The sequence below is a fragment of the Thermus brockianus genome, assembly GCF_001880325.1.
GTDB classification, from domain to species: Bacteria; Deinococcota; Deinococci; order Deinococcales; family Thermaceae; genus Thermus; species Thermus brockianus.
Genome location: NZ_CP016312.1, coordinates 298,293 through 310,704, shown reverse-complemented (window position 1 = coordinate 310,704; position 12,412 = coordinate 298,293). Strand labels below are relative to the sequence as shown.

The 12,412-nt window shown below is 67.3% G+C and carries 14 protein-coding genes; 11 read left to right on the top strand and 3 right to left on the bottom strand.

The genetic code is table 11. The features are described from left to right. Window positions 1-6 precede the first annotated feature (6 nt). Both A0O31_RS01580 and A0O31_RS01575 read right to left on the bottom strand, forming a co-directional pair. Window positions 7-378: a DUF3809 family protein gene (locus A0O31_RS01580; RefSeq protein ID WP_071676389.1), complete on the bottom strand. Its 372-nt coding sequence runs from the start codon at window positions 376-378 to the stop codon at window positions 7-9. After that, window positions 375-584: a DUF3248 domain-containing protein gene (locus A0O31_RS01575; protein ID WP_071676388.1), complete on the bottom strand. Its 210-nt coding sequence runs from the start codon at window positions 582-584 to the stop codon at window positions 375-377. The genes A0O31_RS01580 and A0O31_RS01575 overlap by 4 nt, the downstream gene beginning before the upstream one ends. A 114-nt stretch (window positions 585-698) precedes the next feature. Between A0O31_RS01575 and A0O31_RS01570 the strand changes: the two genes are divergently transcribed. Continuing rightward, a complete protein-coding gene (locus tag A0O31_RS01570) occupies window positions 699-2,411 on the top strand; it encodes an aldehyde ferredoxin oxidoreductase C-terminal domain-containing protein (RefSeq protein WP_071676387.1) in 1,713 nt (570 codons plus the stop codon). Between the two features lie 3 nt (window positions 2,412-2,414). Then, a complete protein-coding gene (locus tag A0O31_RS01565; protein WP_071676386.1) occupies window positions 2,415-2,834 on the top strand; it encodes a hypothetical protein in 420 nt (139 codons plus the stop codon). Here the strand turns inward: A0O31_RS01565 and A0O31_RS01560 are convergent. Continuing rightward, on the bottom strand, window positions 2,782-3,927 hold the full coding sequence (locus A0O31_RS01560; protein WP_071676385.1) for a 23S rRNA (cytosine(1962)-C(5))-methyltransferase: 1,146 nt from the start codon (window positions 3,925-3,927) through the stop codon (window positions 2,782-2,784). The two genes, A0O31_RS01565 and A0O31_RS01560, sit on opposite strands and share 53 nt — an antisense overlap. 101 nt (window positions 3,928-4,028) lie before the next feature. Here A0O31_RS01560 and A0O31_RS01555 point away from each other — a divergent pair, with 101 nt between their 5' ends. The 9 genes from A0O31_RS01555 to atpD are packed head-to-tail and all read left to right on the top strand — an operon-like array spanning window position 4,029 to window position 12,401. Then, entirely contained in the window at window positions 4,029-4,343 is a 315-nt protein-coding gene (locus A0O31_RS01555; protein ID WP_071676384.1) for a V-type ATPase subunit subunit G family protein, read from the top strand. Continuing rightward, window positions 4,340-6,298, top strand: a complete 1,959-nt coding sequence (locus A0O31_RS01550) for a V-type ATP synthase subunit I (protein WP_071676383.1) — start codon at window positions 4,340-4,342, stop codon at window positions 6,296-6,298. The genes A0O31_RS01555 and A0O31_RS01550 overlap by 4 nt, the downstream gene beginning before the upstream one ends. Window positions 6,299-6,311: 13 nt before the next feature. Next, window positions 6,312-6,611, top strand: coding sequence for a F0F1 ATP synthase subunit C (locus A0O31_RS01545; RefSeq protein WP_003046223.1), 300 nt, complete (start codon window positions 6,312-6,314; stop codon window positions 6,609-6,611). Window positions 6,612-6,666: 55 nt separating this feature from the next. Next, window positions 6,667-7,233 carry a V-type ATP synthase subunit E gene (locus A0O31_RS01540; protein ID WP_071676382.1) on the top strand — a complete coding sequence of 189 codons (567 nt, stop codon included), beginning with the start codon at window positions 6,667-6,669 and terminating at the stop codon, window positions 7,231-7,233. 3 nt (window positions 7,234-7,236) lie between these two features. After that, window positions 7,237-8,208, top strand: a complete 972-nt coding sequence (locus A0O31_RS01535) for a V-type ATPase subunit (RefSeq protein WP_071676381.1) — start codon at window positions 7,237-7,239, stop codon at window positions 8,206-8,208. Between the two features lie 2 nt (window positions 8,209-8,210). Then, window positions 8,211-8,525: a V-type ATP synthase subunit F gene (gene atpF, locus A0O31_RS01530; RefSeq protein WP_203226805.1), complete on the top strand. Its 315-nt coding sequence runs from the start codon at window positions 8,211-8,213 to the stop codon at window positions 8,523-8,525. 12 nt (window positions 8,526-8,537) lie between these two features. Next, the gene (locus A0O31_RS01525; protein WP_071676379.1) at window positions 8,538-10,274 is read left to right on the top strand and encodes a V-type ATP synthase subunit A; all 1,737 of its coding nucleotides are present in this window, start codon (window positions 8,538-8,540) and stop codon (window positions 10,272-10,274) included. Between the two features lie 9 nt (window positions 10,275-10,283). Next, window positions 10,284-11,720, top strand: coding sequence for a V-type ATP synthase subunit B (locus A0O31_RS01520; RefSeq protein ID WP_039459007.1), 1,437 nt, complete (start codon window positions 10,284-10,286; stop codon window positions 11,718-11,720). A 9-nt stretch (window positions 11,721-11,729) separates the two neighbouring features. Next, window positions 11,730-12,401, top strand: coding sequence for a V-type ATP synthase subunit D (gene atpD, locus A0O31_RS01515; RefSeq protein WP_071676378.1), 672 nt, complete (start codon window positions 11,730-11,732; stop codon window positions 12,399-12,401). Window positions 12,402-12,412: the final 11 nt, after the last annotated feature.

The window sequence follows — 12,412 nt, the reverse complement described above, 5'->3', positions numbered from 1 at the left end:
AGGGCACTATACCGGAGAAACGGCTTGGCCGGAAAGGGTGCGTTCCAGGTGGCGGTGGAAGAGGGCTTCCAGAATTTTGGCGAAGGCCCGTTCGCCCCAGCTTTTCCCCTCCGGCAGGACCAGGGTGAGCTCTAGCTCCAGCTCCCATCCCTCTTGGGCCCGGCGGACCAAGCCCTCCACCCGGAGGGAGGGGGGAGCCAGGGGCAGGGCCAGGAGGCGGTCGCCCTCCACCCTCGAGGCGAAGGGGAGGACCAGTTCGCCCAGCACGGGGTTTTCCTGGCGCAGTACCCCGCGGAGCTCTGGGCCCTGGAAGTGGACCTCGAGGGGAAGCCCCTGGGGCGGGGCGCCGTTTAGGTGTAGGCGAAGCCTGGCCTTCATCCCTCCACCCACTCCACCCGCACCCGGCCCTCCTTGAACAGGCGGGCCACCTCGGTGTCCGGAACGTTGAGGAGCCTGGGAAGCTCGCGAAAGCGGGGTGTGGCCGAGGCCAGGCCCACCCGTACCACGAGCACGTCCTCCTCCTCGGCGCGGCCGATGCGCCACACCAGGTGCTGGCCGAGGAGGTCTAGGAGGTCCTTCTCCACCCCTCTAGCCTACTCCTTACGCGGGATAAGGAAGTAGGGGCACGCAAACGTGGGGAGGGCTTGGGCGGGGTATGGGTCCAGACGTGTAGACTCGCCTTAGGGACGGAGGGCAGTATGTGGCGGTCGCTCTACCTGGACCTGTCGGCGAAGAAGGCCCGCTGGGAGGGGGTTCCCTCAGAAGAGGTGGCCTGGGGCGGGCGCTACCGCACGGCGAAGCTCCTGTGGGAAAGGGAAGCCTACCGCTTTGACCCCCTTTCCCCGGAAAACCCCTTAGTCTTCGCCATCGGCCCCCTGGCGGGCACGGGGTTTTCCAACGCTAACCGCACCAGCGTGGGCACCCGTAGCCCCCTCACCCTGGGCATCAAGGAGGCCAACGGGGGCGGCACCTTCGGCTACGCCCTGGGGCAGCTCAAGGTGGCCCACCTGGTCCTGGAAGGGCAAAGCCCCGAGTGGGTGGTGGTGCGCCTTACCAAGGAGGGGGAGGTCTTCTTTGACCCGGCGGAGGGGCTTTTGGGCCTGGGGAACTTTGAGGCGGCGAGGAGGCTTTTCGCCGCCTACGGCGAGAGGATCGCCTTCGCCCTCCTGGGGCCCGTGGGGGAGTACCTGGGGCTCCTTTCCGGCATCGCCTTTTCCGATATAGACGGGAGGCCCTCCCGCCTCGCCGCCCGGGGCGGGGTGGGGGCGGTCATGGGGGCCAAGCGGGTCAAGGCCATCGTGGTGGAGGTGCCGGGGAAGGTGGAGGTCTGGGACAAGCCCAAGGTCCTGGAAGGGGTGCGCCGCTACGCCAAGCTCCTCCGGGAAGACCCCTTGGTCATGCAGTTTTACAACGCCATCGGCACCATGGGCATGGCGGACTTCCAGAACGCCTTTGGGGGGCTTCCCGTGCGCAACTTCCGCCAAGGCCAGATGAGCCCCCCGGAGGCCTTCCGCATGGGCGGGCAGTACATCGCCCCCCTCAACAGGGCCCGGGGGGGTAAGCACACCCACGCCTGCATGCCGGGGTGCGTGATCCAGTGCTCCAACGTCATCGTGGACGAAAAGGGGGAAGAGGTGGTCTCCCCCCTGGAGTACGAGACCATCGGCCTCCTCGGTACCAACTGCGGCCTTTCCGACCCGGACCAGCTGGCGAGGCTTAACCGCCTGGCCAACGACCTGGGGATTGACACCATTGAAACGGGGGCAAGCCTCGCCCTCTACATGGAAAAGGGCCTGGCGGACTGGGGGGACTACGCCTTCATGGAGGCCAAGCTCAAATCCCTTTACGCGCCAAGCGAGGAGGCACGCCTCCTGGCCCAGGGCACGGCGCGGCTCGGGGAGGCTTTGGGGGTAACGCGCATCCCCGTCATCAAGCGCCAGGCCATCAGCGCCTACGACCCCAGGGTGGTGGAGGCCACGGGCATCACCATGATGGTCACCGCCCAGGGGGCGGACCACACGGCGGGGAACGCCCCCCGTCTGGAAACCCGGGCCATGAAGCCCGAGGAGATCCTCGAGGCCAGCTACCAGGCCCAGGTGAACGCCGCCGCCAACGACAGCCTGGGGCTTTGCGTCTTCGGGGGGAGCGTCACCAACAAGCAGGTGGCCTTCATCGTGGAGAGCATCAACGCCGCCTTGGGCACGCACCTTACCCCCGCCTTCTGGCAGGCGCTCGGGGAAGGGGTCTTAAGGCTGGAGCACCGCTTCAACCATCAGGCGGGCTTCACCCACGAGGACGACCGCCTGCCCGCCTTCTTCTATGAGGAGCCGGTGACCCCCAAGAACTACACCGCCCGCTTCCGCCCGGAGGACCTCGCCCCCCTTTACGCCAGGCTCCACGGGGAGGGGTAGCCCGTGCGGGAAAGGCCCCTTTGGGAGGCCTCCTTCGCCGAGCTTTCCCCCCTGGCCTTTTACGGCGGGGTGGGCCTTTTGGCGGGGGCCTTCGCCTTGGGGGAGGCCCCCGCGTGGCTCTGGGTCCTCCTCTACCCTTGGTGGCGCCTCCGCCTGGGGTGGCGGGTTTCCCTTTACCCCGGGCGCCTGGTCCTGAGGCCCCCCTTGGGCCCGGCCCGGACCGTGCCCTGGGCGCGGGTGGTGGGGGTGGAGGTAGGCCTTTGGCCGGGGGGGCCTTTGGCCCGGGCCAGAAGGGCCCTTTTCCTCCTCTTGGAGGACGGGGAGAACCTCCCCTTACCCCTTCCCGAGCCCGAGGCTTGGGGGGAGCGCTTCAGAGAACTTCTAAAAGGGCGAACTTCAGGTAGTGGGTCTCCGGATGGGTGAGGAGGACAGGGTGGTCAAAACCTTGGCCCCGCCGCTCCAAGACGCGGAGGGTGCGGTGGGCGTCCTGGGCGGCCTCCCGGAGCATCTCGTAGAAGAGGGGTTCGGTGAGGTGGTGGCTACAGCTCGCCGTGGCCAGGATTCCCTCCTCCTTGAGGAGCTTGATGGCCCTGAGGTTCACCTCCTTGTAGGCCCGGTAGGCCCGTTCCAGGTCCTTCTTCCCCTTGGCGAAGGCGGGAGGGTCCAGGACGATGAGGTCAAACCGCTCCCCCGCCTTCTCCAGGTTCCTTAAGTAGTCAAAGGCGTTGGCCTCCACCGTTTGGAGGGTGAGGCCGTTTAAGCGGGCGTTTTCCTCGGCCCGCTTGAGGGCCTCCGCCGAGGTGTCCACGCTGATGACCTCCTTGAAGCCGAGGGCCAGGTGTAGGCCGAAGCTTCCGGCGTAGCTGAAGACGTCTAAGGCCCTCTCCCCCTGAAAGCCTTCCATAAGGATGCGGTTATCCCGCTGGTCCAGATAGGCCCCCGTCTTCTGCCCTTCCAGGAGGTCCACCAGGTAGCGCACCTTCCCTTCCCGCACCGCCACCTGCTTGGGCACCTCCCCCAAAAGGGGGCGGACATAGAGGGGAAGCCCCTCCAGCTCACGGCTTTTGGCGTCGTTTTTGGCGAGGACGCTTTGGACCAAAGGCTTAAGCCTTTCCGCCACCTCGGGCAGGAGGCCTTCCCAGGCGTGGGCCGTGGCCTGGACCACGGCGTGGCCGGCGTAGTAGTCCACCACGAGCCCGGGGAGGAAGTCCCCCTCGGCGTGGGCCAGGCGGAAGCCCCCTTCGGGCTCCCGTTCCAGGTGGGGTAGGCGGCGGTGTAAGGCGCGGTCCAGGTTCTCCAGGAGGGCTTCCACCGGGTCCAGGGCGGGCCGGAAGCGGAAGGCCCGCACCGTGAGGTCGCTTTGGGGGTTGTAGAGGGCCAGGGCTAGAAAGCGCTTGCCCCAGTACACGGGGTAAAGCCCCGGCGTGTCGGGGCCCGAGACCACATCGCGGCGGAAGACCCATAGGTGGCGGGCAAGGAGGCGGGCGGCCCCCCGTTCGTTGACGAGAATCCTCACCGCTTCAGTATACTTAGGCGGGGTTGGTTGACGCTTGCCCCGGTGGCCGGTATCATGACCGGCGGGCGCAGTTTGCGCATCTTTTCACATAAGGAGGGGCGATGGGAGGCCTGGGACTTATCAAGACCCTAGCGGAGAAGGAGAAGGAGCTCCTTGCCCGCCTCGAGGCCGCCAAGAAGGAGGCGGAGGACCTCCTGAAGCGGGCGGAGGCCGAGGCCAAGGCCCTCCTGGAGGAGGCCGAGGCCAAGGGCAAGGCCCTGGAGGCGGAGTACAAGGCGAAGGAAGCCAGGGAAACCGAAGCCCTCCTGGCCCAGTACCGCAAGCGCGCGGAGGCCGAGGCCCAGGCGGTGAAGGAAAAGGGCATGGCCCGCCTGGAGGAGGCGGTGGGCCTGGTGCTCAAGGAGGTCTTGCCGTGATCGCCCCCATGGAGAAGCTGGTCCTGGCGGGCCCAAAAGGCCGGGCCAAGGAGCTTCTCCATAGCCTGCAACAGGCGGGGGTGGTGCACCTGGAAACCCTAAGGGTGGCGGAGCTTGCCGAGTACAAGCTCTCCCCCGAGGAAAGGGAAGAACTGAGGCGCTGGGAGGGGGTGGCGGCGGGGGCTGAGCACACCCTGACCCTCCTGGGCCAGGAGGTGGCGCCTTCCCGGCCCTTCCCGGAGGGCCTCGAGGCGGCGGAGAAGGCCCTTGCCCCCATCCAGGGCCACGCCGAGGGGCTTTCCCGGCAGAAGCAGGAGCTTGAGGAGGAGCTTTCCCTGGCCCAGGCTTACCTGGAGCCTTTGGAGAAGCTCGCCGGCCTGGCCCAGGGTCTGGACCAAAGCCCCTTCCTCCGGGTGGTCCCCTTCCTCCTCACGGAAAAGGAGTTGCCCCTGGTGGAGGAGGCGCTCCAAAAGGCCTTGGAAGACCGCTTCCTCCTGGCCAGCGAGCCCTACGCCAGGGGGCTTGCCGCCCTTCTTGTGGTCCACCGCCGGGACCTGGAGGCGGCCAAGGCTGCCCTTTCCCGCGCCGGCCTCGCCGAGCTCCGCCTGCCCGGGGCCTATGGGGAGCTTCCCCTTTCCCAGGCGGCCCGCAGGCTTAAGGAGCGGGCGGAGGCGGCCCCTAGGGAGCTTTCCGAGGTGCGCCAGGCCCTGGCCAAGCTGGCCAAGGAGGCCACCTCCACCCTGCAAAGCCTCTGGACCCGGGCCAAGGACGAGGTGGCCCGGCTGAAGGCCCTGGAGGAGTTGGCCTCGGGCCGTTTCGGCTTCGCCCTTTTGGGCTACGTGCCGGTGAAGGCCAAGCCCAAGGTGGAGGAGGCCCTGGCCCGGCACAAGGAGGGGGTGGTCTACGCCTTTGAACCGGTGGACGAGCACCACGAGGCGGACCGCATCCCCGTGGCCTTGGACAACCCCCCTTGGGTCAAGCCCTTTGAGCTCTTGGTGAGCTTCCTGAACACGCCCAAGTACGGCTCCCTTGACCCCACCCCGGTGGTCCCCATCTTCTTCCCCTTCTGGTTCGGGATGATCGTGGGGGACATCGGCTACGCCCTCCTCTTCCTCCTCCTGGGGCGCTGGCTTTCCGGCTTCGTGAAGCGGAACGAGCCCTTGGTCATTGACCTCTTCGCCCTCAAGCTCAAGCCCCAGGTGATCGCCAAGCTCGTCTACATCCTCAACTGGATGGTCTTCTGGACGGTGCTCTGGGGTATCGTCTACGGGGAGTTCTTCGGCACCTTCCTAGAGCACCTAGGGGTCTTCGGCACCCCGGAGCACCCGGGCCTCATCCCCATCCTCATTCCCCGCATTGACACCGCCAAGACCGCCAACCTCCTCATCCTCCTCTCCGTGGCCTTCGGCGTGGTCATGGTCTTCTTTGGGCTCATCCTCCGGGCCTACCTGGGGCTCAAGCACCGCCACATGGCCCACTTCTGGGAAGGGGTGGGGTATCTGGGCGGGCTCGTGGGCATCCTGGCCTTGGCCGCCTCGTACCTTGGGAACCTGCAGGCGGGGTGGCTTGCGGGCCTCATGTACCTAGGCTTTGGCGTCTTCCTGTTGGCGGTCCTCATGAGCCGCATCTGGCTCATGATCCCGGAGATCTTCACCCAGGCGGGGCACATCCTCTCCCACATCCGTATCTACGCCGTGGGGGCCGCAGGCGGTATCCTGGCGGGCCTGCTCACGGACGTGGGCTTTGCCATGGCGGAGCGGATGGGCCTCTTGGGGGCGCTTTTGGGCATCGTGGTGGCGGGCGTCTTGCACCTCCTCATCCTCCTCCTCACCACCCTGGGCCACATGCTCCAGCCCATCCGTTTGATCTGGGTGGAGTTCTTCACCAAGTTCGGTTTCTACGAGGAGAACGGCAGGCCATACCGGCCGTTCAAAAGCGTCCGCGAGACGCAGTAAAGGGAGGGTAAGGATGAAGAAGCTTCTCGTTCTGGTTCTGGTAGCGGTGTTCGGCGCGTTGGCTTTGGCGGCGGAGGAGGCGGCGGCCTCCGGGGGCTTGGACCGGGGCCTCATCGCCGTGGGCATGGGGCTCGCCGTGGGCCTAGCCGCCTTGGGCACGGGCGTGGCCCAGGCCCGCATCGGGGCCGCCGGCGTGGGGGCCATCGCCGAGGACCGGGGTAACTTCGGTACCGCCCTCATCTTCCTGCTCCTGCCCGAGACCCTGGTGATCTTCGGCCTCCTCATCGCCTTCATCCTGAACGGCAAGCTCTAAGGGGCTTCTTGGGCCCTGCCCCCTCTGGGGCAGGGCCTTTTCCCAAGGAGGGGAGATGTCTAAACTGGAAGCGATTTTGAGCCAGGAGGTGGAGGCGGAGATCCGCGCCCTTCTGGACGAGGCCAAGGCCAAGGCTGAGGGCTTGCGCAAGGAGGCGGAGGCCAAGGCCGAGGCCCTTTTGGCCGCGAGGAAGCGGGCCCTCGAGGCCCAGTACCAAGCCGCCCTGCGCCGGGCGGAAAGCGCTGGGGAGCTCCTTTTGGCCACCGCCCGCGCCGAGGCCAAGGGGGAGGTGCTGGAGGCGGTGCGGGCCAGGGTGCGGGAGGCCTTGGCGGCCCTGCCGGAAAAGCCCGAGTGGCCGGAGGCGCTGAGGAAGCTCGCCCTGGAGGCCCTTGCCGCCCTGCCCGAGCCCAAGGGCCTGGCCTCCCACCCGGAGAACCTGCCCCACCTGGAGCCCTTGGCCCGGGAAAGGGGCTTGGAGCTGGTGGCCGACCCCGCCCTGCGGCTTGGGGTGCGGGCCCTGGGGAAAGAGGGCAAGACCCAGGTGGAAAATACTTTAGAGGGCCGCCTGGAGCGGGCGTGGGACGCCCTTTCCGCCAAGGTGGCCGCGGTGCTTTGGGGCTAGGCCATGGCGGATGACTTCGCCTACCTAAACGCCCGGGTGCGGGCCAGGCGGCAAAGCCTCCTGAAGGAGAGCTTCTTCCAGGAGGCCTTGGACCTGGCCTACCCCGAGTTCCTCCGCCTCCTTTCGGAAAGCGTCTACGGGGCGGAGCTTGCGGGGCAGGGCCTTCCCGACGTGGACCGGGCGGTGGGGCGTACCCTGGCCCGGCTCGTGGGGGACCTGCCGGGCCTCGTCACCGGGGAGGCCCGCGAGGCGGTGCGCCTCCTCCTTCTGCGCAACGACCTGACCAACCTGCAGGCCATCCTAAGGGCCAAGGCCACGGGCCGCTCCTTTGAGGAGGTCCTCCTCCTGCCGGGGACCCTCAAGGAACCCCTTTGGCGCCAGGCCTACGAGGCGCAGGATCTCCCGGGCATGGCCCAGGTCCTCTCCGTTCCCGGCCACCCCTTGGCCCGGGCCCTGCGGGCGGTCCTTAGGGAAACCCAGGAGCTTACCCGGGTGGAGGCCCTTTTGGCCAAGCGCTTCTTTGAGGACGTGGCCAAGGCGGCCAAGGCCCTCGAGGCCCCCTTCTTGCGGGACTACCTGGCCCTGGAGGTGGACGCCGAGAACCTGCGCACCGCCTTCAAACTCCAGGGGCAGGGGGTATCCCCTGAGGGGCTTTTCGTCCGGGGAGGGCGGTTCGTGGACCGGGTGCGCTTCGCCCGGCTTTTGGAGGGGGACTACGCCGTCTTGGACGAGCTATCCGGTACCCCCTTCGCCCCCTTGGCCGGGGTGCGGGACCTGAAGGAGCTGGAAAAGCGCCTAAGGTGCGTCCTCCTGAAGGAGGCGCGGAAGGGGGCTTCCGACCCCTTGGGGGCGGGGCTGGTCCTCGCCTACGTGAAGGAGCGGGAGTGGGAGGCCATGCGGCTTAGGCTTTTGGCCCGGCGGGCCTACTTCGGCCTGCCCCGGGCCCAGGTGGAGGAGGAGGTGGCCTGCGCATGAGGATCGCCGTGATCGCCGATCCCGAGTCCGCCCAGGGCTTTCGCTTGGCGGGCCTCGAGGCCTACGCCGCCCAGAGCCCGGAGGAGGCCAAGGCCCTTTTGGAAAAGTTGGTGGGCCAAGGGGGGTATGCCCTGGTGGCCGTGGACCAGGGGCTTTTGCCCGAGCCGGAGAAGGCGGTGGAGCGCCTCATGCGGGGGAAGGACCTTCCCGTCCTCCTCTCCATGGCGGGCCTGAAGGAGGCCTTCCAAAACCCCGACGTGGAAGGCTACATGCGCGAGTTGGTGCGGCGCACCATCGGCTTTGACATCAAGTTGTAGGATGGAGGGAAGATGATCCAAGGCGTGATTGAGAAGATCGCGGGCCCGGCGGTGATCGCCAAGGGAATGCTGGGGGCCCGCATGTACGATATCTGCAAGGTGGGCAACGAGGGCCTGGTGGGGGAGATCATCCGCCTGGACGGGGATACCGCCTTCGTCCAGGTGTACGAGGACACCTCGGGCCTCAAGGTGGGGGAGCCCGTGGTCTCCACGGGGCTTCCCTTGGCGGTGGAGCTGGGCCCCGGGATGCTCAACGGCATCTACGACGGCATCCAGCGCCCCCTGGAGCGCATTCAGGAGAAGACGGGAATCTACATCACCCGGGGCGTGGTGGTCCACGCCCTGGACCGGGAAAAGAAATGGGCCTGGACGCCTAGGGTCAAGCCCGGGGACGAGGTGAAGGGGGGCATGGTCCTCGGCACGGTCCCGGAGTTCAACTTCACCCACAAGATCCTGGTGCCCCCCGACGTAAGGGGCCGGGTGAAGGAGGTGAAGCCCGCCGGGGAGTACACGGTGGAGGAGCCGGTGGTGGTCCTCGAGGACGGCACCGAGCTCAAGATGTACCACACCTGGCCCGTGCGCCGGGCCCGCCCCGTGCAACGCAAGCTGGACCCCAACACCCCCTTCCTCACGGGAATGCGCATCCTGGACGTCCTCTTCCCCGTGGCCATGGGGGGAACCGCCGCCATCCCGGGGCCTTTCGGGAGCGGCAAGACCGTTACCCAGCAGTCCCTGGCCAAGTGGTCCAACGCTGACGTGGTGGTCTACGTGGGGTGCGGGGAGCGGGGCAACGAGATGACCGACGTCTTGGTGGAGTTCCCCGAGCTCACCGACCCCAAGACGGGGGGCCCCCTCATGCACCGCACCGTGCTCATCGCCAACACCTCCAACATGCCCGTGGCTGCCCGCGAGGCGAGCATCTACGTGGGCGTGACCATCGCCGAGTACTTCCGCGACCAGGGCTTCTCCGTGGCCCTCATGGCCGACTCCACCAGCCGCTGGGCCGAGGCCTTGCGGGAGATCTCCAGCCGGTTGGAGGAGATGCCCGCCGAGGAAGGCTATCCCCCTTACCTGGCCGCCCGCCTGGCCGCCTTCTACGAGCGCTCGGGCAAGGTGGTCACCTTGGGGGGCGAGGAGGGGGCGGTCACCATCGTGGGGGCGGTCTCCCCGCCGGGCGGCGATATGTCCGAGCCCGTAACCCAGTCCACCCTGCGCATCGTGGGGGCCTTCTGGCGGCTGGACGCCTCCTTGGCCTTCCGGCGCCACTTCCCGGCCATTAACTGGAACGGCTCCTACTCCCTCTTCACGGGGGCCCTGGACCCCTGGTACCGGGAGAACGTGGCCCCCGACTACCCCGAGCTTCGCGACGCCATCTCCGAGCTTCTGCAACGGGAGGCGGGGCTGCAGGAAATCGTCCAGCTGGTGGGGCCGGACGCCCTCCAGGACGCCGAGCGGCTGGTCATTGAGGTGGGGCGCATCATCCGCGAGGACTTCTTGCAGCAAAACGCCTACCACGAGGTGGACGCCTACTGCTCCATGCGGAAGGCCTACGGCATCATGAAGATGATCCTCTCCCTCTACAAGGAGGCCGAGGCCGCCATCCGCCGGGGCGTGAGCATTGACGAGATCCTGGCGCTCCCCGTCATTGAGCGCATCGGCCGTGCCCGCTACGTGAGCGAGGAGGAGTTCCCCCGCTACTTTGAAGAGGCCATGAGGGAGATTGAAGGGGCCTTCAAAGCCCTGGCTTAGGGAGGGAAGATGGACCTCTTGAAGAAGGAGTACACCGGCGTCACCTACATCTCCGGTCCCCTGCTCTTCGTGGAAAACGCCAAGGACCTGGCCTACGGCGCCATCGTGGACATCAAGGACGGCTCGGGCCGGGTGCGCGGCGGGCAGGTGATTGAGGTCTCCGAGGAGTACGCCGTCATCCAGGTGTTTGAGGAAACCACGGGGCTGGACCTGGCCACCACCACGGTGAGCCTGGTGGAGGACGTGGCCCGGCTCGGGGTTTCCAAAGAGATGCTGGGCCGCCGCTTCAACGGCATCGGCAAGCCCATTGACGGCCTGCCCCCCATCACCCCGGAGAAGCGGCTTCCCATCGTGGGCCTTCCCCTGAACCCCGTGGCCCGCAGGAAGCCCGAGGAGTTCATCCAGACCGGTATCTCCACCATTGACGTGATGAACACCCTGGTGCGGGGGCAGAAGCTTCCCATCTTCTCCGGCTCGGGCCTCCCCGCCAACGAGATCGCCGCCCAGATTGCCCGGCAGGCCACGGTGCGCCCCGACCTCTCCGGGGAAGGGGAGAAGGAGGAGCCCTTCGCCGTGGTCTTCGCCGCCATGGGCATCACCCAGCGGGAGCTCTCCTACTTCATCCAGGAGTTTGAGCGCACCGGGGCCCTAAGCCGCTCCGTCCTCTTCCTCAACAAGGCGGACGACCCCACCATTGAGCGCATCCTCACCCCCCGCATGGCCCTCACCGTGGCGGAGTACCTGGCCTTTGAGCACGACTACCACGTGCTGGTCATCCTCACGGACATGACCAACTACTGCGAGGCCCTGCGGGAGATTGGGGCGAGCCGCGAGGAGATTCCCGGGCGCCGCGGGTACCCCGGCTACATGTACACCGACCTGGCCACCATCTACGAGCGGGCCGGGGTGGTGGTGGGGAAGAAGGGGAGCGTGACCCAGATCCCCATCCTCTCCATGCCCGACGACGACCGGACCCACCCCATCCCCGACCTCACGGGCTACATCACCGAGGGGCAGATCCAGCTTTCCCGGGAGCTCCACCGCAAGGGCATCTACCCGCCCATTGACCCCCTGCCCTCCCTTTCCCGCCTCATGAACAACGGGGTGGGCAAGGGCAAGACCCGGGAGGACCACAAGCAGGTGTCCGACCAGCTCTACTCCGCCTACGCCAACGGCGTGGACATCCGCAAGCTGGTGGCCATCATCGGCGAGGACGCCCTCACGGAAAACGACCGCCGCTACCTGCAGTTCGCCGACGCCTTTGAGAAGCACTTCATCAACCAGGGGCAGCAGAACCGCTCCATTGAGGAGAGCCTCCAGATCGCCTGGGCCCTCCTCTCCATGCTGCCCCAGGGCGAGCTCAAGCGCATCTCCAAGGACCACATCGGCAAGTACTACGGGCAGAAGCTGGAGGAGATCTGGGGCGCGCCGCAGGCCCTGGACTAAGGAGGCGGCATGAGCCAGGTCAGCCCCACCCGGATGAACCTTCTGCAAAGGCGGGGGCAGCTCCGTCTGGCGCAGAAGGGGGTGGACCTCCTCAAGAAGAAGAGGGACGCCTTGGTGGCGGAGTTCTTCGGCCTGGTGCGGGAGGCCTTGGAGGCCCGGAAGGCCCTGAACCAGGCGGCCCAAGAGGCCTACTCCGCCCTCCTCCTGGCCCAGGCCTTTGACGGGCCCGAAAGCGTGGCCGCCGCAAGCCTTGGGGTCCCGCCCCTGGAGGACGTGGAGGCGGAGGTGGAAAACGTCTGGGGGAGCAAGGTGCCCAGGCTCAAGGCCACCTTTTCCGATAAGGCGGTGCTTTCCCCCGTGGGCACGCCCGCTTATACCCTCGAGGCCGCCCGCGCCTTCCGCCGCTACGCCGAAGCCTTGGTCCAGGTGGCCAACACGGAAACCCGCCTCAAGAAGATCGGCGAGGAGATCAAGAAGACCACGCGGCGGGTGAACGCCCTGGAGCAGGTGGTGATCCCCGGCATCCGCTCCCAGATCCGCTTCATCCAGCAGGTATTGGAGCAGCGGGAGCGGGAGGACACCTTCCGCCTCAAGCGCATCAAGGGCAAGATCGAAGCGCGGGAGGCGGAGGCCGAGGGCACCCGGCCGAACCCCCAGTTGGAGATCGGGGCGGGCCTCTAAACCAAGGAAAA

Bases quoted from the DNA above. Each gene is read 5' to 3' on its own strand.
- A0O31_RS01580 (WP_071676389.1), bottom strand. From the start codon at position 378: ATGAAGGCCAGGCTTCGCCTACACCTAAACGGCGCCCCGCCCCAGGGG.
- A0O31_RS01570 (WP_071676387.1), top strand. From the start codon at position 699: ATGTGGCGGTCGCTCTACCTGGACCTGTCGGCGAAGAAGGCCCGCTGG.
- A0O31_RS01555 (WP_071676384.1), top strand. From the start codon at position 4,029: ATGGGAGGCCTGGGACTTATCAAGACCCTAGCGGAGAAGGAGAAGGAG.
- A0O31_RS01545 (WP_003046223.1), top strand. From the start codon at position 6,312: ATGAAGAAGCTTCTCGTTCTGGTTCTGGTAGCGGTGTTCGGCGCGTTG.
- A0O31_RS01540 (WP_071676382.1), top strand. From the start codon at position 6,667: ATGTCTAAACTGGAAGCGATTTTGAGCCAGGAGGTGGAGGCGGAGATC.
- A0O31_RS01535 (WP_071676381.1), top strand. From the start codon at position 7,237: ATGGCGGATGACTTCGCCTACCTAAACGCCCGGGTGCGGGCCAGGCGG.
- A0O31_RS01525 (WP_071676379.1), top strand. From the start codon at position 8,538: ATGATCCAAGGCGTGATTGAGAAGATCGCGGGCCCGGCGGTGATCGCC.
- A0O31_RS01520 (WP_039459007.1), top strand. From the start codon at position 10,284: ATGGACCTCTTGAAGAAGGAGTACACCGGCGTCACCTACATCTCCGGT.
- atpD (WP_071676378.1), top strand. From the start codon at position 11,730: ATGAGCCAGGTCAGCCCCACCCGGATGAACCTTCTGCAAAGGCGGGGG.